General features: G+C 44.9%; 20 protein-coding genes and 1 tRNA gene. 13 read left to right on the forward strand and 8 right to left on the reverse strand.

Going from position 1 to position 21,398, the window contains the following annotated elements:
• Window positions 1-447 precede the first annotated feature (447 nt).
• On the forward strand, window positions 448-822 hold the full coding sequence (locus GF401_08155; protein MBD3345019.1) for a response regulator: 375 nt from the start codon (window positions 448-450) through the stop codon (window positions 820-822).
• Window positions 734-2,215 carry a glycosyltransferase gene (locus tag GF401_08160; GenBank protein MBD3345020.1) on the forward strand — a complete coding sequence of 494 codons (1,482 nt, stop codon included), beginning with the start codon at window positions 734-736 and terminating at the stop codon, window positions 2,213-2,215. The genes GF401_08155 and GF401_08160 overlap by 89 nt, the downstream gene beginning before the upstream one ends.
• Window positions 2,216-2,217: 2 nt before the next feature.
• On the opposite strand, the gene GF401_08165 is transcribed toward GF401_08160, so the two are convergent.
• Entirely contained in the window at window positions 2,218-2,400 is a 183-nt protein-coding gene (locus GF401_08165; GenBank protein MBD3345021.1) for a hypothetical protein, read from the reverse strand.
• Between the two features lie 323 nt (window positions 2,401-2,723).
• Here GF401_08165 and GF401_08170 point away from each other — a divergent pair, with 323 nt between their 5' ends.
• Together GF401_08170 and pgsA are read left to right on the forward strand one after the other, a co-directional pair.
• Entirely contained in the window at window positions 2,724-3,554 is an 831-nt protein-coding gene (locus GF401_08170) for an HAD-IIA family hydrolase (protein MBD3345022.1), read from the forward strand.
• 92 nt (window positions 3,555-3,646) lie between these two features.
• Window positions 3,647-4,243, forward strand: coding sequence for a CDP-diacylglycerol--glycerol-3-phosphate 3-phosphatidyltransferase (pgsA, locus tag GF401_08175; protein ID MBD3345023.1), 597 nt, complete (start codon window positions 3,647-3,649; stop codon window positions 4,241-4,243).
• Window positions 4,244-4,380: 137 nt separating this feature from the next.
• Here pgsA and GF401_08180 read toward each other — a convergent pair.
• From GF401_08180 to gap, 5 genes are all read right to left on the reverse strand, one after another.
• Window positions 4,381-4,465, reverse strand: a tRNA-Leu gene (locus GF401_08180).
• 52 nt (window positions 4,466-4,517) lie between these two features.
• Window positions 4,518-4,973 carry a preprotein translocase subunit SecG gene (gene secG / locus GF401_08185; GenBank protein MBD3345024.1) on the reverse strand — a complete coding sequence of 152 codons (456 nt, stop codon included), beginning with the start codon at window positions 4,971-4,973 and terminating at the stop codon, window positions 4,518-4,520.
• Between the two features lie 133 nt (window positions 4,974-5,106).
• Window positions 5,107-5,862, reverse strand: a complete 756-nt coding sequence (locus tag GF401_08190) for a triose-phosphate isomerase (GenBank protein ID MBD3345025.1) — start codon at window positions 5,860-5,862, stop codon at window positions 5,107-5,109.
• A gap of 27 nt (window positions 5,863-5,889) precedes the next feature.
• A complete protein-coding gene (pgk, locus tag GF401_08195; GenBank protein MBD3345026.1) occupies window positions 5,890-7,080 on the reverse strand; it encodes a phosphoglycerate kinase in 1,191 nt (396 codons plus the stop codon).
• A gap of 81 nt (window positions 7,081-7,161) precedes the next feature.
• Window positions 7,162-8,169, reverse strand: a complete 1,008-nt coding sequence (gene gap, locus GF401_08200) for a type I glyceraldehyde-3-phosphate dehydrogenase (GenBank protein MBD3345027.1) — start codon at window positions 8,167-8,169, stop codon at window positions 7,162-7,164.
• A 272-nt stretch (window positions 8,170-8,441) separates the two neighbouring features.
• Between gap and kdsA the strand changes: the two genes are divergently transcribed.
• The 7 genes from kdsA to pgmB all read left to right on the forward strand — a co-directional run bounded on the left by kdsA (window position 8,442) and on the right by pgmB (window position 14,080).
• A complete protein-coding gene (gene kdsA / locus GF401_08205; protein ID MBD3345028.1) occupies window positions 8,442-9,266 on the forward strand; it encodes a 3-deoxy-8-phosphooctulonate synthase in 825 nt (274 codons plus the stop codon).
• 62 nt (window positions 9,267-9,328) lie between these two features.
• Entirely contained in the window at window positions 9,329-9,787 is a 459-nt protein-coding gene (locus GF401_08210) for a tRNA-specific adenosine deaminase (protein ID MBD3345029.1), read from the forward strand.
• Window positions 9,788-10,003: 216 nt separating this feature from the next.
• A complete protein-coding gene (locus GF401_08215) occupies window positions 10,004-10,861 on the forward strand; it encodes a flagellin (GenBank protein MBD3345030.1) in 858 nt (285 codons plus the stop codon).
• A gap of 146 nt (window positions 10,862-11,007) precedes the next feature.
• Window positions 11,008-12,282 (forward strand): hypothetical protein, encoded by a 1,275-nt coding sequence (locus GF401_08220; protein MBD3345031.1) that lies wholly within the window; start codon window positions 11,008-11,010, stop codon window positions 12,280-12,282.
• A gap of 18 nt (window positions 12,283-12,300) precedes the next feature.
• Window positions 12,301-13,146, forward strand: coding sequence for an AAA family ATPase (locus GF401_08225; protein MBD3345032.1), 846 nt, complete (start codon window positions 12,301-12,303; stop codon window positions 13,144-13,146).
• A 2-nt stretch (window positions 13,147-13,148) separates the two neighbouring features.
• Window positions 13,149-13,397, forward strand: coding sequence for a hypothetical protein (locus tag GF401_08230; protein ID MBD3345033.1), 249 nt, complete (start codon window positions 13,149-13,151; stop codon window positions 13,395-13,397).
• Between the two features lie 29 nt (window positions 13,398-13,426).
• Window positions 13,427-14,080 (forward strand): beta-phosphoglucomutase, encoded by a 654-nt coding sequence (gene pgmB / locus GF401_08235; GenBank protein MBD3345034.1) that lies wholly within the window; start codon window positions 13,427-13,429, stop codon window positions 14,078-14,080.
• 64 nt (window positions 14,081-14,144) lie between these two features.
• Here the strand turns inward: pgmB and GF401_08240 are convergent, their stop codons facing one another.
• Complete coding sequence (locus GF401_08240) at window positions 14,145-15,032, reverse strand: hypothetical protein (protein ID MBD3345035.1); 888 nt, start codon at window positions 15,030-15,032, stop codon at window positions 14,145-14,147.
• 104 nt (window positions 15,033-15,136) lie between these two features.
• Window positions 15,137-15,865 carry a response regulator gene (locus GF401_08245; protein MBD3345036.1) on the reverse strand — a complete coding sequence of 243 codons (729 nt, stop codon included), beginning with the start codon at window positions 15,863-15,865 and terminating at the stop codon, window positions 15,137-15,139.
• 255 nt (window positions 15,866-16,120) lie between these two features.
• Here GF401_08245 and GF401_08250 point away from each other — a divergent pair, with 255 nt between their 5' ends.
• Together GF401_08250 and GF401_08255 are read left to right on the forward strand one after the other, a co-directional pair.
• Entirely contained in the window at window positions 16,121-19,510 is a 3,390-nt protein-coding gene (locus tag GF401_08250) for an AAA family ATPase (GenBank protein ID MBD3345037.1), read from the forward strand.
• 150 nt (window positions 19,511-19,660) lie between these two features.
• Window positions 19,661-21,325 carry a DUF4388 domain-containing protein gene (locus tag GF401_08255; protein ID MBD3345038.1) on the forward strand — a complete coding sequence of 555 codons (1,665 nt, stop codon included), beginning with the start codon at window positions 19,661-19,663 and terminating at the stop codon, window positions 21,323-21,325.
• Window positions 21,326-21,398 lie beyond the last annotated feature (73 nt).

Consider the following 21,398-nt stretch of genomic DNA (forward strand, 5'->3'; position numbering starts at 1 on the left):
AAACCAATGTGTGTGGCAACATGTCTGTAAGTCAATCTCGGATTGCTCCATTTCATTTCCCGGTATCTGTCGGCCAGATACTTCCTGAAATCGGTATAACAGAAAATGTTGATATTTGATTTGGCAGATCTCCTGCCCGCCCGTCGTTTTTGCATAGCAATAATATAGTCAACAGCGAGAGACATGGCAAGCTGTTTTTTTTAGCTGCTTTTACATACTTTTGCATAATATTTTCATAACTCTCTATTTTTCATTAAGTTATCTATTTGTTTTTTTAGTTTTCTATTTATTAATTATCATTTATTAAATCACGAATCCCTTTCTCCACACTGCTCCCCCTTCTCATTAATTGATTTTCTTTATTGCACCGATAATTATAATGAACTATCTTTATTTTTAATGTATAATAGAATTTTGGTGTAAGGATTTTTTTCAAAAAAGCTGGAAATGCCCGTATACGCTCTTATTGCCGACGACGATCTTGATACACATCAGTTTCTCAGGGATGTGCTCGAGATTCATTATAAAAACATCAAGATTGAAAAGGCACTGACCTATAATTCATTTATGGACAAGGCCAGACGGTCGGATCCCCCCTTTGATCTGATTATTCTTGATTATCATCTTGATCGAGACCATGGTAATGACATAATTGCTTCAATACACAAGGAATTTCCAGAAATTCTTGAAAAAGTGGTCCTTCTCAACGGCACCCCGGAAGAACTTGCCTCTGATGAGCGGGTTAATGGAGTGCAGAGCATTCAGAAGCCTTTTTCCCTCGATACCTTTGGTGAAATTGTCAAAAAAATCTGTGCCGGTTAATCATAAAAGACGAACTCCGATGCCCATCCCTCTCTCTCTCTGTATGATTGTAAAAAATGAGGCATCAATTCTCTCCCGATGTCTTAAAAGCGCTGCTCCCGTAGCTGATGAAATAATAGTAGTCGATACGGGATCCGAGGATGATACCACGAAGGTGGCAGAGCAATTCGGCGCCAGAGTAATACGATCCGAATGGCGAAATGATTTCTCCTACGCACGAAACATTTCTATTGACCATGCCTCAGGAGAGTGGATTTTGTGGCTCGATGCCGACGACTTTATCCCCCCAGAATCAATTGAACCCCTGGAGAAACTCAAACAAGAAAAACCCGATAAAGTATTTGGTTTTATTATCCGGAATCAGAAACCTGGTGGCACGGGTTCGGAATTTACCCAGGCCCGGATGTTTCCCAATCATCCAAAAATCCGTTTTGAGAGAAAAATTCACGAACAGATAATGCTGAGTGCATTACGTATCGGAATGAAACTGGTCAATAAAAATATCATAATCGAGCATCATGGCTACGCGGACCCTTCGCAGGTAAAAATCAAAGCACAACGGAATATCGATGCGCTTCTGGATGAGTATAATCCCCAGGATCCGGATGCTGTTATGGCGGTGGAAATCGCCGATGCCTATTCGATTTTAGGGGAATGGCAAAAGGCGGGAGTATGGTTTCAAAAAGCTGTTGAAGTGCCTGATATCGAAAGGATCATGCCGGTAATAGTATCCCATGCCTGTTTAGGCCTGGCCAAAACCTGCATCGAACAAAAAACGTATGCAGAAGCGATTAAATATTTACAGCGATCGTTGAAATTATGCCCCGGACGGGCGGATTCGTTGTATAGCCTTGCCGTGGCCCAGGAACTCAGTGGTGCCTCTGAAGATGCCTTGAAGAGCCTGTGGAAAATTACCACCTCATCATCACAACCCCTGCAGGTAAGTGTTGATTGGAGAGAAGCCAAAATCAAGGCATTCCTCCGAATAGAACGGCTTCTTGAAACGATGGGAAGACGGGAGGAGGCACTTGAAAATACAATCCAGGCCCTGGAGCAATTCCCGGCCAGACCCGAGATCCATACGATGCACGGAAGATCTCTTCTGCGTATGGGCAAGCTTATAGAGGCTCTTCACGCATTCGAACAAAGCCTCAAATGCGCTTTCCCCGGAAATATTGATGCTCACCTCGGTTTATGCTGTGTATATAGAAAAGCCGGAAGACAGGATGCGGTCACCACTACGATGAAATCAATTCAAAATGAGTTTTATGATAATCCCCGTTATTGGGCCTATTTTAGGGATATGTACGGCACGGAAGGGATTCCGGCCTCTTTTTCAAAAGATGCTCTTGATAGCGAACTTGAGTGGGTGAAAAAAATGCATTGCCTCTGAATCTACTCCAGCAAATCTTCTTCACTTTCCAGATCACTAATAATATCATTGTAACGCTCTGGTCTGCCATTTTCAAAGTCGAGTTCCTCGATCGGCTCCTCTTCCTCCAGTATGTCTTCATCATCAACAAAATCTTCATTTTCCCTGAGGATTTCATCTGCATCATAATCATCGTTCCGTATCATTTTACCTCCTGAAGCTTTTAATCTCAGATATTACACGGACTTACTATGTGTGGTATTACGAGCTTACTTTTGTAATATTTTAGCCGGATTATGGAGTAATTGCAAGAGCTATTTTTTGTTTTTTTAAAGAAATATTAAAAAAAGATTGATAATTTGTGAGCAAAAGGGCCTGAACACTCTTCAGGTTTCTTTAAATATTTTAAACCTAGCACTAATCTAATTTCAATAACCTATGTTTATACGCTTTTATTACTGGCATCATATTTGTATTTTATTCTCCTGTGGTCGAAATAATCCATTGTATTTCACATTAAAAGGTAGACATGAAAAAAATTAATGGTAATTTAAAAAAGGTGCTTGCTCACAAAGAGCTTTTTCTTCTGGACCTCGATGGTACAACGTATATCGAAAACAAACTGATACCCGGAGCCCTTGAATTTTTCGATACTTTAAAGCAATTGCATAAGCAGTACATATTTCTGACAAATAACTCATCGAAATCAAACCGGGACTACGTTGACAAAATGACCAAGATGAATATCCCGGTAACATCCGACAATGTATTTACCTCCGGGCAGGCAACCGCCATCTATTTAACAAGTGGGAAAATCCATCCCAGAATCTATCTGGTTGGAACTCATTCATTACGTATCGAATTCGAGTCTTACGGCATAGAGGTTATTGAATCCCCCCTTGAAGAAGTTGATTTTCTGGTAGTGGGGTTTGATATAGAGCTAAACTACCGTAAACTCGAAGATGCATGCACTCTTCTCGCAATGGGCATACCCTATATTGCAACCCACCCCGACCTGGTGTGTCCAATTAAAGAGAACCGTTTCATTCCCGATTGCGGTTCTATCTGTCAGATGCTCGAAAATGCAACAGGACGAAAACCGGTCTATATCGGAAAGCCGGACAAAAAAATGATAACGCTTCTCTGCAGTCAGCGGGGATTCAGTCTGGATACGGTGACCATGATCGGTGACCGGCTTTACACCGATATCGCAGTCGGTATTAATGCCGGAGTGACAACGTTCTGTGTTCTCTCAGGAGAATCTACCAGGGAAGATATTGAAAAATCGGAATTCCAGCCGGATTATGTGATTGAATCAATTGCCGACTTGAATCGGTATTTACAGAATGATTTGGAGTGATGGATTAGTGGAGTAATGGGTAGATTAATTAAAGGCCCATCACTCCAACATTCCATTACTCCATTACTCCATCTCGAAAGGAAATAATTATAATGATACCCCAGATATTGACGTTGAGCCGGGTACTCGTAGCGCCGGTCTTTTCGTATCTGTTTATCTACAGCTTTAAGGCTGAAGATCCGGCCCTGTTGCTTTGGCTCTCGGTAGTAATGCTTTTGCTTGTCGAGGTATCGGATGCCCTCGATGGATACTTTGCCAGGAAACTCAAGCAGGTCTCAGACTTCGGAAAGCTGTTCGATCCCATGGCCGACAGTTTGTCCAGACTTACGGTCTTTCTTGGTTTTCTCATATCAGGAATTATCCCCCTGTGGATGTTTCTGATTTTTCTGTATCGTGATATTTTTGTCTCGGGTCTTCGCATGATGTGCCTTATGAAAGGCCTGGTTGTCTCTGCCCGCATTTCAGGAAAACTTAAAGCTGTTATCCAGGCCATTGCCGGATTCGGTGTCGTGGGGATTCAGCTTGTCAATTATTACAAACCCGGTATGGTTCCCGAAAAAATCGCAGGAAACCCGCCCGGATTTTACTTCATGTTGGTTGCAGCGATTTTCACCGCCTATTCCTTTTTCGATTATTACTATGGAAACAGGCATGTGTGGGGAGGTAAAGACGAGCATACGAGCGCATGAGAGTGTGAGCGCACGCATGAAGAAGACACGGCGACACGACGAAATCGCAGCTTGACATGCCAGCGGTGTCCGGGTCGGGTTACGGCATATTCTTTTGTAACCGAAAAGAGTAATTACTGAGAGTAAGGAAGGAAAAATGCGGCCGACTGGACTTGAACCAGCACAGGGTTATCCCCCACTAGGCCCTCAACCTAGCGTGTCTACCAATTCCACCACGACCGCAAAGTCGATATGAAGTAACTAAAATAATTTTTGCCTGAGCGCAATACTACTACTATTTGCCTTCGGGAGCAGCCTTTCCTTCTTCCTTCGGCATTTGAGGAGGAGCAATTTCAGAAGGCTCTTCCTGAACAGCAGCGCCTGTTGTTCCCCCTTCACCTTCCGGTGCAATGGGGAGTGCTTCACCCTGTCCCTGTAATGCCGATGAAGGAGAATACGATTCCTGTGTTTCGGCCCGCTTTTTCAAAAGCGATCCCTGCTGTTTCGAAGCGGTTCGCGGCAGGAAAAGCGAAATTATGATACAGAGTACCATAAATACCGATGCAAAGATCGTTGTGCCCCGGGTCAGAATATTAGCAGTATCCTGTGAACCGAGAAGCTGGCTGGCGCCCGAGAGGCCACCGCCGATTGCACCGGAAATTCCACCACCCTTGTCTGACTGAATCAGGACAAGAAGACAAAGTATAATGCAGACAAATACATAGAAAATAATGAAAAAACCAAGTAACACGAAAAACTACTCCTTTTTAAAATTGTTATGGGAGTGGCGGAGCAGTGGAGTAGTGAGGTGCCGAGTTTTAAAGAGGCTTCAGCTTCTTACCCGATACACCATTACTCCCCTACTCCATTCCCCCATTTCTTTTCTATTCCGGTTTCACGATACCGGCAAAGTCATCGGGTTTCAGCGATGCACCGCCAATCAGACCGCCATCAACGTCGCTTTCGCCCAGAAGTTCCTTTGCATTGCCGGGTTTCATGCTTCCACCGTACTGTATACGAATTACCTGTGCCGTTTCGTCATCATAAATTTGGGCCAGCACTTTTCGGATAAAAGCATGTGCTTCGTTTGCCTGATCCGGTGTTGCCGTTTCGCCGGTACCGATAGCCCATACCGGTTCGTATGCAAGTGTGCACTTAAGAGCTTCTTCCTTTGAAATGCCGTTAAAAGCGCCCTTTGTCTGAGTCTCGAGAACCTGTTCTACGTTACCTGCCTTGCGTTCTTCCAGCAGTTCTCCGATACATACAATAGGCAAAAGGCCGGCGCCAAGGGCAGCTTTGATTTTCTTATTTACTGTTTCGTCGGATTCGCCGAAATATTGTCGCTGCTCCGAATGGCCGATAATGACATACTCGACACCACATCCCTTGAGCATTGCACAACTTACCTTACCGGTATAGGCACCCTTTTCTTCCCAGTAAACATCCTGGGCGCCAAGTTTAACATTCGACCCTTTAATAGCTTCGGCTACAACCCATAAATTGGTATAGGGCGGGCATACGGCGATATCGACATCAGTAACCGACCCAACCTTTTCAACCACACCCCTGGCAAGCTCAGCAGCTTCCTGAGGAGTCGTATTCATTTTCCAGTTTCCTGCGATAAAAACTTTTCGTGCCACGTGATAACTCTCTTTCTATAAATATATTTATTTCTCGCTCAATGCTGCGACTCCGGGCAGCGTTTTCCCTTCAAGAAATTCCAGCGATGCACCGCCACCGGTAGAAATATGGCTGATATTCTTGGCCACACCCGCTTTTTTTGCAGCCGATGCACTATCTCCACCACCGATAATGGTTGCAGCACCCTGTTCGGTACATTCGGCGAGTACTTCGGCGATTTTATTGGTACCGGCGGCAAAGTTATCGAACTCAAAAACACCCATCGGGCCGTTCCAGACAATTGTTTTTGCGCCCTGAAGCTCTTTTTTGAAAAGTTCGATTGTTTCTGGACCAATATCAAGACCCATCATGTCGGAAGGTATAGCATCAACCGAAACCGTCTTGGTGGGAGAATCATTGCTGAATTCAGGCGCAACAACCGTATCGACCGGCAAAATCATCTTATCGCCCGCCTTAGCCAATGTCTCCTTTGCCATTTCAACTTTATCTTCTTCTAAAAGTGATTTTCCAATTTCTTTTCCCTGGGCCTTATAAAAGGTAAACATCATGCCGCCACCAACAAGGAGCTTGTCCACCTTGTCCAGAAGGTTGCTGATCACATCGATCTTACCGGAAATTTTTGCGCCTCCAAGTATGGCGATGAAAGGATGCTCCGGCTTTTCGAGAGCTTTGCCCAGGTAATCAAGCTCTTTTTTCATGAGGTATCCTGCCGCACACTGGTCGATATATTTTGTGACACCTTCAGTGGAGGCGTGGGCACGATGAGCAGTTCCAAAAGCATCATTCACATACATATCGCCAAAGGACGCCAGCTTTTCGGCAAATCCTGCATCATTCTTTTCTTCTTCTTTGTAGTAGCGAAGGTTTTGAAGCAGAAGAATATCACCATCATTGAGTGCTTCGACCGCCTCTTTCACTTTTTCACCAATGCAGTCATCCACAAATGAGACGTTGCTTTCCAACCGCTTCGCAAGATCGTCGGCAACCGGCTTGAGACTGAATTCCGGTTTCCGCTCCCCTTTAGGGCGTCCGAGATGCGACATGAGAATTACTTTTGCGCCCTGCCCGGCAAGGTAGTTGATTGTCGGAAGCGATGCTACAATCCGTTTATCATTAGTGATATTCATGTTTTCATCAAGGGGCACGTTAAAATCTACACGTACCAGGACCCGCTTACCTTTTACCTGCAGATCTTCGATAAAAAGTTTCTCGCTCATAGTGATTCCCCGCTTGGAGTATAGGGTGGTACAAGATAATCCCGCACCCCGAGGATATGAGGTGCGGGAAACTATTTCAGCTTATTTTACAGTGTCCATGTGGGCAATGAGATCGAGGACTTTGCATGAATATCCCCATTCATTATCATACCAGGAAACAACTTTCACGAAGTTATCGTTAAGAGAGATTCCTGCGCCGGCGTCGAAAACGCTCGTATTGCTTTCACCGATGAAATCGGCTGAAACAACGTCATCTTCAGTGTATCCCAGAACACCTTTCATGGGACCATCGGCAGCGGCTTTCATCGCCTTTTTAATATCTTCGTAGGATGCGCCTTTATCCAGACGGCAGGTCAGGTCGACAACCGAAACATCAAGTGTCGGGATCCTGAATGCCATGCCGGTAAGCTTTCCGTTGAGATCGGGGATAACCTTGCCCACTGCTTTTGCAGCACCGGTGCTGGCAGGGATAATGTTTGCTGATGCAGCGCGGCCATCACGCCATTTTTTACCCGAAGGAGCATCAGCCACTTTCTGAGTCGCAGTCATGGCATGAACGGTCGTCATAAGACCTTCGGTAATACCAAAATTATCATGAAGAACCTTTGCTACAGGCGCCAGACAGTTAGTGGTGCATGAAGCATTTGATACAAAGTTCATATCGGCTTTGTAGGATTCATGGTTGACACCCATAACGAACATGGGAGTGTCATCCTTTGAAGGCGCCGACATGACAACTCGTTTTGCACCGCCGTCGATATGCCCCTGTGCCTTTTCTTTTGTCAGAAATACGCCAGTCGATTCAACAACATATTCGGCGCCACAGGATTTCCAACCGATATCGGCAGGATTTTTCTCGGTGAATACGGCGATCTTGCGACCATTTACCGTAATAGCTTTGTCGCCGACAGTTGCCTCACCTTTAAATCGACCGTGCACCGAATCATATTTGAGAAGATAAACCATATAGGAGGGATCAAGAAAAGGATCGTTGATTCCCACTATCTCGATATCATCCCGTTCGAATGCAGCTCTGAATACAAGCCGTCCAATTCTTCCAAAACCGTTAATTCCAACTTTTACTGCCATGAAATCCTCCAGTTCTATGAGTTAAATAGGTGCTGTCCAAACTTACACCTGTACCGGTAACCGATACCGGTACCTGATAATTGTATAAAATATCTATATTAAAAGCCAACACCGTTCCTTCAAAGGGCAATAAATATAGTATGGCTCCGGAGGAAAGGTCAAGGTGAAAAAGATGGTTATGGTCTGGATACCGGTATGATGTGAGGGTTAAAGCTTCCCCTTTTTTTCAAACTTATAACGTCCGGAAAATATTTTAACATATGGAGCAAAATATGAAACAATCCGAAAATGGCCTATTCAAATACAACAAGCAGGAAACAGGAAAGAAGCTTTTTATTATCGCCGGTCCCTGTGTTATCGAATCAGAAAAGCTTTGTCTGGAAATCGCATCGAAACTTGTAGAGTTATCGGAAAAAAACAAAATCGACATTGTTTTCAAGGCTTCCTACGATAAAGCCAATAGAACATCGGGAAATTCATTCAGGGGCCCGGGCATCAAAGAAGGACTCAAGATTCTTCACAAGGTCAAAGAAACAAGTGGCTTACCGGTTCTCACCGACATTCATACTCCCGGAGAGGCACCTGAAACTGCTGCAGTAGTCGACATCCTTCAAATTCCTGCATTTTTAAGCCGCCAAACAGATCTTTTAACGGCCGCCCGGCTTACCGGCAAATATGTCAATGTCAAAAAAGGACAATTCATTTCTCCGGAAGAAGCCGGATTTGCGCTCCGCAAAGCAGGTGAAAAAGCATGGATTACCGAACGGGGGACATTTTTCGGTTACAATCGACTGGTGGTTGATTTTGCCGGGATACCGATCATGAAATCGTTCAATTGTCCTGTTATCTTTGATGCAACGCACAGTGTGCAGAGACCGGGCGCCGGTGACGGTGTATCAAGCGGTAACCGGGATCTGGCGATTCCCCTGGCACGGGCTGCAATCGGAGCGGGGGTCGATGGTCTCTTTTTTGAAATCCATCCCAATCCGCCCGATGCCCGGTGCGATGCCGCCAATTCACTGTATCTCAGCGAATTTGAAAGGGAAGTCCCACGGTTGATCGAACTTTACACAAATATTGACAAGTGGAATGTATAGTTTCGCCCCTTTACCCACTATTCCAGCATTCCAATACCCCATCCCGATGACCAGGAGTTCTTATGCAACCCGAATATTTCATGAATCTGGCATACCAGGAAGCTTTGAAAGCTTTTGATGAAGGTGAAGTGCCGGTTGGCGCAGTTCTTGAAAAGGATAATAAAATTATCGGCCGGGGCTATAACCGGACCGAGAAACTTGGTGATGCGACCGCTCATGCGGAAATCATTGCAATCGGTGCGGCATCGAATTCACTCAGTACCTGGCGCCTTGAAGGATGTACTCTTTACGTAACGCTCGAACCCTGCCTTATGTGCCTCGGAGCAATACTCCAGGCTCGAATAAACGCCGTTGTCTACGGCGCCCTGGATCCCCGCCTCGGTGCCTGTGATTCGTTTTACTATCAACAGGAAATCGAACGTGCTTATCATCGCTACCCCCGTATCATATCAGGAGTTATGGCTGCCCAATGTGGGGACCTGCTTACAACTTTTTTTGAACAAATTCGCAAAAAAAGCTAAAGGTATCCTGCTTTCAGCCGATATATTTAATAGGACAAATTAGACCCGCAGGGAGGGGAAACGGCATTTCTCTCATTAATACTCCCTGCATTAACATCCTCGAACCATTATCACCGAAAGGAGGTTTAACCTACAGGTTTTTCCTTTTTAGCGAAATGGAATGATTAACAACGGATTGTTAATCGGAAAAACAAAAATGTACAGGGAGGTTTTTTCATGCGAATCAATCATAACATATCTTCAATGGTCACTCAGGGTGCCCTTTTCAAGGTAGGGCGGGATATGGGCAAATCCCTTGAGCGACTCTCAACAGGCCTTCGAATTAACCGTGCCAGTGATGATGCTGCGGGACTGGGAGTTTCCGAAAACCTTCGGACACAGGTTCGCGGTTCTGCTCAGGCACAAAGAAATGCCCAGGACGGTGTTGCTGCTCTTCAAATAGCTGAAGGTGCTGCAAATGAAATCTCTTCAATCCTTCAGCGTATGCGTGAGCTTTCGATTCAGGCTGCAAACGATACTTTGACCAGTGTCGAGCGCGGATACACGCAGCAGGAATTCGGCAATTTACAGGAGGAAATCAATCGGATCGCCGCTGTTACCAATTATAACGGCATGGAATTGATTTCATCAACCTCAAGCAGATTCGGCTATTCTACCGCTGCTGGTGAGGGTGCTGTTTTATGGATTGACGCCAATAACACCGTGGGTACCGACAGTATTACCATTGCAATCGGGACGCTTACCACCAATGCTCTCGGAAGTCTCGACAGTTCATCGATATCAGAACAATCATTGGCGGTTGAAGCCATTTCGGTTCTGGATGGAGCTATCGACAGTGTCAATACCACCCGTGCCGATATTGGTGCCTATGTCAACAGACTCGAACATGCGGTGAATAATCTGATTGTTTCAGAAACAAACCAGCAGGCTGCAGAATCGATGATTCGTGATGTCGACTTTGCGACCGAAACGACTGCGTTTACTAAAAATCAGATTCTGACACAGTCGGCAACGGCAATGCTGGCACAATCGAATATGATCCCATCATCAGTACTGGGACTTGTATCTGGATAGAAAGCATCCGGGATAATGGTGCGCATGAAGGCGGGACATTCGTTCCGCCTTTTTTTATTTTATATATTCATGGATATCATTAAGCGAATCACTTTCGTATATTTTTATTCAGCGAAAATTCATTTTTACCAGGATGTAAGTTGCCTATGACCAAGTGGAGCATTGATCTTGCCCGAAAACAAGTACACAATTTTGATAATCTCAACAGTGACGAACAGGAGTACCTGGTCGATTATCTTAACCAAACCTTTCCTCCCGATACTTACGAACTTCACAGGAATTGTCGAAAACAGGCGCTTGAAAATCTGAAAACAGCGCAAACCACGTTAGAGGGGGCTCAACAACATTTCCCCCATTGCATTGATTCCAGCGAATTGGAAATCAATTACGACAGTCTCTTGGAATGCGGTATTGTTCTGACAGCGGGAGGAGATGGTGAACGGCTTCGAAATTCACTCATTGCGCAGGGCGTTGCAGAAGAATCTCTTCGGGATTTCACCAAGGCAACGTGTCCGCTCCCGGATTTCTATCGCACCTGTGGTACACTCCAGACTACTCTGGCGGTTATTTCGGACCTCTGTGCGAGGATCAACCACCAGATACCGGTAATCATTACTACCGGTCCTGCCGGATCGGTTACTTCACGCGTTATTCCAAAAATAATCGGCGATAATAATAATTTCGGTTTAAAGCATATTCAAATCATATCTCAGGATGAACGCCTTCATCTGACACAAGATAATAAAATCGCCTGGGCAATGCAGGGGGACAAGCCCCTACCGATCACCCATCCTGATGAAACCGGTGGTCCGCTCATGAAACTGCGAGCTCGGTTACCGGGGAAAAAAGAGAGTGCACTCGACTGGCTTTCCGAAAGAAACTGTAAAAAAACCATAGTTCTTCAGGGCACGGCGCTCTATGATCCGAAACTTATCCTGCATATGGCTTCTGCCGGCATACACCATAATGCTGTTGGTGCGGGAATACTGCGCAAATCATTCTGTGAATCGGATCCTTTCGGTACCTTTGTTGTTGTCGAAAAAAACGACCGGTCAAGATTGATAATTATCGAGCAGGAAATACGGAATGCCGCGACATTTTCACTTAAAGATCCTTCCGGATCATGGTTCCTCCCCTTCAACACCGGACTGTATGTATTCAGTCTGGACCTGCTTGCACAGCATTCGCTTCCCGACTATGCTACACCGCCCAAACAGGTCCTTCCGGAGCTGGAGCGATCACCGAAAATCGGATATGCTGCAACAGACCTGCTGCCTTTTGCAGCAGACCCTGCAGTTCTGACAATCAGTTCCGATTCATTTGGTGTTTTAAAAACAGCCGACGATTTGCAGAAGCTTTCGGATCTGGGGAAAAAGTTTGAGTTGCACAAAATATGCGAAAAAGTGGAAAATCCTGCGTGAAATAATTAGATTAGAGATATGAAAATAGTATCAATACTCAATCATAAAGGCGGGGTAGGTAAAACCACACTCACCGGATGCACTTCTCAGGCTCTGGCACTTACCGGATTCAGAGTTCTCGCTATCGATAATGACAGTCAACATAATCTTTCGACAATGCTCGGTACGGGTGTTCAGACCCCGGGTATCCGCGACGTCTACATCAGTTCGGAACAGGATGCCCCAAAACAACTGCTTCGTGCAATAAGAAAAACCGAAATAGAAGACCTTCATATTATTACATCATCTCGCCATTTGCGTGACAGTGATGTAAGCGATGAGAGGCATCTTAAGCGGGTGATTGATCTATGTGGGCTCGAGCGATTTTACGATTATGTTCTTATCGACAATGCCCCCGGCCTTGACCGTCTCCAGGCTTCGGCAATCAATGCATCCAACGAAATATTTGTTCCAACCGAATTGAAACAGTTTGCAGTCAACGGTATTGCAGAAATGGAGCAGATCTTAAATGAGCGTTTTCCTGAGGGACCGAAAATCACAAAAATAATACCCAATTATTACCGCGACACCAAACGTCACCACAGTTTTATTGCAGCCCTCAATACACTTTTCCCCGGGAGGGTTACCCAAACAGCGATCCCCATCGACCGGGTTTTCGATGAAATCGTTATCGAGGGCAAAATCCTGTTTTTGCATCGGCTCTACTCAAAGGGAGCTGCGTACTATTTAAAACTTATCCACGAGCTTTTCGATTTAAGCGAAGAAAAGGCGTGGGACCAGATGATGCAGAAACGGAAAGAGCGCATAAGTGATGAAGCGCGGGAACGGTATTACCGGCAACGTAATATTGACGAAAGGCAATAGATATGAAAAATTCGAGAAAATCCAGAGGGGAACAGGTTTTTGCCGGCGAAGTCGATTCTGTTCTGGCCGATAAAATTGTCTCTCATGCAAAAAAAAGTGCCGGTAATGGAAGAGGAAATGCCGCCGGAGCAGCGGAAAAAGCGAAAAAAGAGCGTCATGGTAACCTTGGCATGCTTTTGCTTCTTGCGGGAGCGCTGGGCATTGTGTCGTTTTTCATCTATACTGTTGCCAAAAGAATTTGTAAGAAATAAATCAAAGAAAAACCGAAAGTGAGGATGGAATGGGAATTAAGGGTGTTATACTCGATCTTGATGGTGTCATTTGTACAACTGATGAATATCATTATCATGCATGGAAAAAAATGGCTGATGAAGAAGGCATTTATTTTGACAAAGAGATCAATGAACGCTGCCGTGGTGTAAGCCGGATGGCGAGTCTTGATGTGATTCTCGAACGCGCCGAACGCCCCTATAGCGAAGAGGAAAAAAAGGAACTGGCCGAACGAAAAAATAATTACTATAAAGAATCGCTGAAAGAGCTTACCCCCGATGCAATTTTTCCTGGTGTTAAGGATCAGATGGAAGAAATGCGCCGCCGTGGAATTAAGCTTGCAGTCGGTTCCGCCAGCAAAAACACACCAATGATTCTCCGGCAGATCGGCCTTGGTGACTATTTCGATGCTGTTGCCGACGGTAATGCTGTTACGAATAGCAAACCCGACCCCGAGGTTTTTCTTGTCGCGGCTCAGCGTCTGGGACTGGAACCTGAGGTCTGTCTTGTTGTTGAAGATGCCGTTGCCGGCGTTGAGGCTGCTTTGAACGGTAACATGAAAGTACTGGCGGTCGGTTCGGCTGCAAATGACAAACGGGCAACACTCAGCGCGAAAGATCTGGCATCCATCAGCGTTGACAAAATGCTTGACGCCGATCGTTGATCGGTAGCAGTGTTATAAAAATCTGGTTGCGAAGTCGGGGCATGAAAATGTCCCGACTCTTTTTTTATCGTTCGAAATGAATTTCGGTAAACTTCTCTACGCTGTAAGGTTTGCCGTAGCCGATTTTCCCTGTACCTTTACCTGCAACATATTCGGCATTCTTACCTAAAATATTCACAACCGACAGAGGCTGTTCGATTTCGGGTGAATAGGTCGCGTACACCTTAACACGAGGAGAAATGCTTTTAAATCGGGCAAAATCCTCTTCCTTTTTTCCCAAATCCTCATTTTGATTCATTATTTTGTAATACCATTTCCCGTCATTAATAGTATAGCTTCGCTCAATACGACCGCCTTTTACCCGGCAGACCTCTTCATTGAGTATCCCGAATAATTCTTCATCCTTTCCCCGCTGATAGTAGGGACGGGCAACGGTCAGTTCCAGGTTGGTGCTGTCGGGAAAATTGGTCACAACCAGGATGTCTATCCCCCTGCTTTTCTTTTTCTTTTTAACTTTCAGGGCAAGCGTATATTCAAGAACCTGTCTCTTCGGCTCCTTTTCTTTTATTTCCTCAACATCCTTTTCCTTTTTTTGTGTCCAGATTGTTTCTTTGATAGAGAACTCCTGAATCTGGAAATTTTGCAGACCCGAGTGACCAAATTCCAGAAAGCAGTACGCGGCTCCCTCGTTGTTCATTTCGGGAAGATATACAAAAAGTGTGAAATTATTCCAGAGCGTGTTTCCTTCGTGCCATATTTTCTTTGCAGTCTCTTTTATATCCTCCTCCAAAGGAAGTTTTTCGGTCTCAACCATTATTTTCATAATTATCTTGGAAGAAACAAAACTGCCAAGTACCTGGCGATCGATAATTTTGTATGGAAGGATATCCGAAAAAAGATTTGTAGCAGAAAACAGAACGATAAGGAATTGAACACTCCCTTTGATTCCCATAGATTCTACTCCTTAAACCGGAAAATTAATATTATATAGTATCTTCATTATGGTATGAATGCAAGGAATTTCGAAACCAGTGTGAAAACTACCTGGCGGCTCATTTATGAAAGGAGATTAAAATGGCTGGCGATTGAATACAGGGAAGACTCAAAAAATGATGAGTAGCGAGAATCGTTGCACAGGGCATCATCACTGTCAAGCTCAAGTGATTTGCAGAGAACATAATAGAGCGAATAGTAGAGAGGCCGGATAGTGCTGGGATTGGCAAAGGGATGAAGCGCACATATGCGCCTGAGTTGACGATCGGTAATACATGCCTTTTGGGCCCACATTTCAAGGCCAAGAATAACCTCTTTGTAAAGGAGCATGTACGTATCAAGATACTGTGTTTTTTTCCCGCCTAAAATATATCCAAGTGCTGCAATGCCGCATACTTCACTAACAAGCTTTGGAACGATCTCAGGTGATTTGTCGAACACATCCATGGCACCGCATTTAACCGCTTCGGCTGCGACACTCATGGATTGAAGCCCTGAAAGAATGAGTACAAATGGAAAATCCGGGTAGTTTCTAATGATTTCGATACTATTCTGACCTTTACCAAGATCGATATCCAGAAGCCAGCAATGCCAGGGCTGCTCTGCACTACGGATTAATGCATACGCCTCATCCAGTGAAGATGCCGTTGATAAATTAATCAGAGGTGAATCAAATGCAGATCGATAAAAATCAATCACTAACGGCATATCATCCACAAGAAGAATATTAATTTTTGCAGCAAAATATTCGCTCAATCTCTTAACGAGATCCTGGATAGTGGGCCCGGCCATTGTATAAACCTAGCAGTAAAGAGAATGGTGCAACAGAATTAAAAATATAATACGAAACCGTAAATATAAACAGGTAATTCAGAATTTAGCCTCTTTTTAACAAGCTTTTAATAATCCCGCTACTCAATTCATTGCACAATATTTCAGGAATCGTTATTTTATACATTTAACGACGGCTGGAATATGATTTGCCGTATTGTAGAAACGCTTACTACAGGAATCATCATTTGAGCCGGAAACCGGAGATGAACACCAATGCCATTTATTGCAGATATTCATATTCATTCGCCCTATTCGCGGGCAACCTCGAAGTCATTAAGCCTGGAATCGCTTTACCAGTGGGCGTGTATCAAAGGCATTTCACTTGTTGGAACCGGTGATTGTACTCATCCAACGTGGCTTGAAACAATCAAACAGAAGCTCTCCCCTGATGAGAATGGGCTGCTGAGACTGAAAAAGACAGCGCCTCCACTCGAAGGCTTCGAAAAGACAGCCGAGCCTGAAACCGGGGTCCGTTTTATGCTTACCTGTGAAATAAGTAATATTTATAAGTTCGATGGAAAAACTCGAAAAGTACACAACCTTATTTGTATGCCGGATTTCGATTCGGCCACCCGATTTTCGAATGCCCTCGACCGCATCGGCAATATCCGTTCCGATGGCCGGCCGATACTGGGACTCGATTCCCGAGACCTGCTCGAGATTATGCTTGAAGTCTCCTCAGATGCGGTTTTAATCCCGGCCCATGTCTGGACCCCCTGGTTTTCGGTGCTGGGCTCAAAATCCGGGTTTGACTCGATAGAAGAATGCTACCGGGATCTGTCGGACCATATATTTGCCGTTGAAACCGGCCTGTCATCCGATCCACCTATGAACTGGAGAGTCTCGTCTTTAGACCGCTACACTCTTGTGAGTAATTCCGACGCTCATTCGGCATCAAAACTCGGGCGGGAAGCCAATCGCTTTGAGTGTGCGTTGAGCTACCATGCAGTCATGAACGCCTTACGTAACGGCTCGAAGGCCGGTTACAGAGGCACACTGGAGTTCTTCCCCGAGGAGGGCAAGTATCATTATGACGGCCATCGTAAATGCGAAATCTGCTTCGCACCCGAACAGAGCAGAGAGCATAACGGACAATGCCCATCGTGCGGAAAGAAACTCACCCTGGGCGTGATGTACCGGGTGACCGAACTGGCGGACCGGAAGCCTGGAGCCCGTCCGGAAAATGCACCCCCCTATACAAACATCCTCTCACTGGACAATGTTCTCTCCGAAATCATGCGAACCGGCCCTTCATCAAAAAGAGTAATGACCCAATACCGGCGACTTGTCCAGACCCTGGGCCCCGAACTCGAAATTCTCCTGACAATCCCTCTGGAGGAGATACGGAGCCATTCTTCGGAAATTCTTGAAGAAGCCATATCCCGGCTGCGTAACGGCAAAATTCATGCCTCTCCGGGATTTGATGGGGAATTTGGGACAATTAAGGTATTTGAAAAAAACGAACTCGAGCGGATTGAAGGACGGATATCGCTGTTTGCAGAAAAAACCGACCGGAATACCGGTTACAAAGGCAAAAAAGCGAGTGTACAACCGATGGAAGTAAAAGAAAAAAAGAGCGAACCCGGCAACGAAAGATCTTACAAAATATCCCATACCGAAACGAAAAAAGAGAGTAATACTGCACAGGATAAGGCAATTCGGAGCACACAACGGCATATCATGGTAACCGCAGGCCCCGGCACGGGAAAGACACGAACACTGGTGGAGCGGATTATCAGTCTTGTTGTCAAAAATTCAGTTCCTCCCCGGGTCATACTGGCAACAACGTTCTCGAATCGTGCCTCCCAGGAAATGGCCCGGCGGGTAGAAAATGCTCTGGAAGCAAAAAATATCAGCGACCGCCCCCACATTACGACATTTCATAAACTTGGATACGAAATTATAACCGAAAACCTTGAAAGCCTCGGATTCGAACGCGAACCGGTAATTCTCACCGAGCAGGAAATGCAGGACTTTTTTATTCACGCTTCACTATCAAAAAGAACCCCATCAAACAATGACGGTGAACCGGAAACTCTGGAGATAAAACTCATTTCTATTATCAAGAATGATCCAAGATTAATCGCCGATATCCCATCACTCTATGCTCATGCCGGACCGGTGTTTGGTGATTATCTTTCCTATAAAAAATCGCACTGTTTTCTGGATTTCACCGATCTTCTTATTCTTCCCCTGTCGCTCTTTTCAACCAATACATCACGACATGAACACTACCAAAATCTCTGGAATTATATTTTTGTTGATGAATTCCAGGATATAAACATTCTTCAATATCAACTCCTCCGGCTTCTGGCACAGTCATCGAAAAATCTCTTTGTTATCGGCGATCCCGATCAGGCAATTTATGGATTCAGAGGTTCGGATGTCGGCTTCTTTTCGACATTTACGAAAGATTATCCCGATTTGCTGAGAATCAATCTCACCCGGTCCTACCGGTCGACAAGAACTATTCTTGATGCGGGAAATGGAATGATCGGAAAATATGCCCTGGCCGATAGAAGTTCCCTCTGGTCGCCGCTGTCCGGACCGGCAAGGGTCAAAATCAATGAATTCTCAACAGAAAATGCCGAGGCCGAACACGTCCTCATGACTATCGAACAACTTATCGGTGGATCATGTCATTTCGCCGTTGATTCCGGACGGTCGGGTGATGGCTGTGAATCAGGTGATATAGCATTCCGTGATATCGCCGTGCTTTACCGCATGCATTCCGTCGGCAATGCAATCGAGAAGGCTCTGGCACGTTCAGGTGTTCCGGTTCAACAAAAACCAAAAACCGGTTTAATCGATGATAAAGGTATTCGCAAAACGCTTAATCTTCTCAAGTCGGTACACTCTCCAGAAAATTCATTTTACTGCATGCAAGCTCTTTCCATGGGAATACCCGGTATAGCCCGCAAGACAGCCTCTTTCTATACAACCATAGTGAGCGAGAGTTTCGATGGAAGCTGCGATTGTTTTGAATGGTTGGCAAACGCACCTGAATTCCGTTCGAAAGACAGTACCGCATTTGATAGAATCATCGATTGCAGGGATGCTGTTGCGGCGGCGGCCCGGAGCAAAAATATCCCCGATGCAATAACCCGTGCCGCATCGGGCCTTGGTATCCCCGAAGAGAAGCTTGACAATCCTTTTTGGCCTATCATTCTTCAAAAAGCCGAGCTTGCTGGAAGTCTGGGAGAATTCTTTGCCTTGCTGGGAATTCAAAAAGATGCCGACCTGTTTGATTCACGGGCAGAGGGTATTACCCTCATGCCCCTCCATGCAGCCAAAGGACTTGAATGGGATACGGTCTTTATTGCAGGATGCGAGGATGGTCTGTTGCCGTTAACGGACGGGGATCGCAAACCTGATATCAGTGAAGAACGGCGGTTACTATATGTGGGCATGACCCGGGCAAAAACGAACCTCTTTCTTTCCTATGCTAAAACACGACGTGTCTTTGGCAAAAAGCTCAAACGCTCTCCTTCACCGTTTTTAAGCGATATCCCCGAAAAATTGAGAGAACATAAAGCACTTTTGTTGCCGCACCGATTTAAAAGAAAAACAAATGAAGCAACACAACTTCACTTGTTTGATTGATTATACTTTTTATTATATTTTACCCCATATTCTATATTATATGAATAATCCGTTTTTACAGTTTAAGGAAATTTCGTGCCAATTCCGTCTTTTTTATTGCTTATAATTTTATGCTCAACGCTCCGAATTTTCTCCGCCGATTATAATGGCATGAGTGCGACGGCTAAGTTGCGGTTTGCAAAAATCTATGAAGTTCCTGATGACGCCAAAAAGCCGGCGGCCTTTGCAATCGACGAAAAGTCTTATGATGTTACCGATATCCAGGGCGACTGGATAAAAATTCAATTCAATAGCGCAGAATTGTGGGGAAAGGCACAGGATTTTACCCTCAGCGATAATTCGGCACCCCATGTTGATTCTCCGGCGTCCTCAAAGGTTAAAGCGCTCGAAAAACCGGTTTCCGGACAGCAGGCCCATATATCAAAACATCTGGCCAAGCTTAGAACCGGCCCGGATGAGCAATGTAAAATCATAACATTTCTTTTCAAAAAAAACGATTATCAAATAGTTGCAGAAACCGACAATTACTATCGGATTCAGTACAAAGATACGGCTGGATATATTCTGAAAAACTCATGTAGCACGGTAATTGCAGAAGCAGATTCCGAAGAAACACGCGTCCCTGTAGCCCAAATATCCAATACTGCTCAAGCAGATATATCCGAGGAAGAGCCTTCTGAAGTTGATCCCATGGTGGTCAGTAGTAGCCCTCCTGTTACAGCACCCAAGACACATTCCACTCAACAATACAGAAACCGATACCATTCGCAGGATACCTTCGTTCAAAGGACTAAAAAGATATCTGAAAATATTGCCCGGACAGGGCAACCGCCCCGGGAACCTCCTCAACAGATTGCCATGAATAATGATACTGCTGTTCTTACCGATCATTCTCCTGTTTCCGATAACATGGTTCAACAGCTTCAAAGTGTCCAAAATCCGGATAAAATTTCAGTTGGGATCATGAGAAGTACTGCAATTTTCATGATCGTGGCCATCATCGTATTAGTAAACATTGTTGTATTTATTCATTATATTCTTACTATAGGACGCTCAAAAGGGAAAAAACGAAAACGACAGGTGGTCATCGTTGGAGAGAAGATGCTCAATGTGAAAATGTCATTGCTCCAACGGAATATACCTGTTGATAAATTCTTTGAGTTAAGGGGATACACGGTTAAGCGGCTCTTGAAATTTCACGCCGGCGGGATCGGTCTCATTCACAGCAAAGCCGATATCGTACTCATCGACTGGAAATTGAGACGGGATGCGATAAAATGCATTGAGCAATTACAGGATGCGGCCGATCACGGTATCCTCAGGCTCTGCCTTTTTTACGGAGTTTCGCCAAAAGCATCAAAGGAAAAATATGCTCTTTCCGCTGCATTTCATTTTACCGGTGATACCATAAAAATAAATGACCTGGCGGAAATACTGAAATCAAAACGTCATGCTACACCCAGGAAATCCGGCACCATAATGAGCCTGGAACGATACCCGTTTCAAGGAGAAATCGAAGAGGATACCTTGAGCGAAATGCTTCAATTTATTCTTATCACCAAAAAAACCGGTACCCTTTTTGCTGAAAACAAGGATTTTTCCGGTATCATCAATTTTCACGATGGTACTATTGTTCACTCCGAAACCCGATCCTCCCAAAACCAGACAGCGATCCGCGAAATTCTGGATATGAAAAACGGGACATTCCGGTTTGAAATATCTTCAACACCTCTTAAGCAAACCACTCAAATCAATGTCATGAATGCCATGATGGAATGGGCACAGATTAAAGATGAAAAGATTATGGCATCGTAAGTAAGGTCGTGTTCATCAGGAGATAAAAAGTCTGAATGGGCTACGCCGCTTTGCAGAGCCGGTAATCAATAGA

Source organism: Chitinivibrionales bacterium (assembly GCA_014728215.1).
In the GTDB taxonomy this organism is placed as follows: Bacteria; Fibrobacterota; Chitinivibrionia; order Chitinivibrionales; family WJKA01; genus WJKA01.

Bases quoted from the DNA above. Each gene is read 5' to 3' on its own strand.
- GF401_08215 (MBD3345030.1), top strand. From the start codon at position 10,004: ATGCGAATCAATCATAACATATCTTCAATGGTCACTCAGGGTGCCCTT.
- gap (MBD3345027.1), bottom strand. From the start codon at position 8,169: ATGGCAGTAAAAGTTGGAATTAACGGTTTTGGAAGAATTGGACGGCTT.
- GF401_08230 (MBD3345033.1), top strand. From the start codon at position 13,149: ATGAAAAATTCGAGAAAATCCAGAGGGGAACAGGTTTTTGCCGGCGAA.
- GF401_08225 (MBD3345032.1), top strand. From the start codon at position 12,301: ATGAAAATAGTATCAATACTCAATCATAAAGGCGGGGTAGGTAAAACC.
- GF401_08165 (MBD3345021.1), bottom strand. From the start codon at position 2,400: ATGATACGGAACGATGATTATGATGCAGATGAAATCCTCAGGGAAAAT.
- GF401_08210 (MBD3345029.1), top strand. From the start codon at position 9,329: ATGCAACCCGAATATTTCATGAATCTGGCATACCAGGAAGCTTTGAAA.
- GF401_08220 (MBD3345031.1), top strand. From the start codon at position 11,008: ATGACCAAGTGGAGCATTGATCTTGCCCGAAAACAAGTACACAATTTT.
- pgsA (MBD3345023.1), top strand. From the start codon at position 3,647: ATGATACCCCAGATATTGACGTTGAGCCGGGTACTCGTAGCGCCGGTC.
- GF401_08170 (MBD3345022.1), top strand. From the start codon at position 2,724: ATGAAAAAAATTAATGGTAATTTAAAAAAGGTGCTTGCTCACAAAGAG.
- pgk (MBD3345026.1), bottom strand. From the start codon at position 7,080: ATGAGCGAGAAACTTTTTATCGAAGATCTGCAGGTAAAAGGTAAGCGG.
- kdsA (MBD3345028.1), top strand. From the start codon at position 8,442: ATGAAACAATCCGAAAATGGCCTATTCAAATACAACAAGCAGGAAACA.
- GF401_08250 (MBD3345037.1), top strand. From the start codon at position 16,121: ATGCCATTTATTGCAGATATTCATATTCATTCGCCCTATTCGCGGGCA.
- GF401_08255 (MBD3345038.1), top strand. From the start codon at position 19,661: ATGAGTGCGACGGCTAAGTTGCGGTTTGCAAAAATCTATGAAGTTCCT.
- GF401_08245 (MBD3345036.1), bottom strand. From the start codon at position 15,865: ATGGCCGGGCCCACTATCCAGGATCTCGTTAAGAGATTGAGCGAATAT.
- GF401_08160 (MBD3345020.1), top strand. From the start codon at position 734: ATGAGCGGGTTAATGGAGTGCAGAGCATTCAGAAGCCTTTTTCCCTCG.
- pgmB (MBD3345034.1), top strand. From the start codon at position 13,427: ATGGGAATTAAGGGTGTTATACTCGATCTTGATGGTGTCATTTGTACA.
- GF401_08155 (MBD3345019.1), top strand. From the start codon at position 448: ATGCCCGTATACGCTCTTATTGCCGACGACGATCTTGATACACATCAG.
- GF401_08240 (MBD3345035.1), bottom strand. From the start codon at position 15,032: ATGGGAATCAAAGGGAGTGTTCAATTCCTTATCGTTCTGTTTTCTGCT.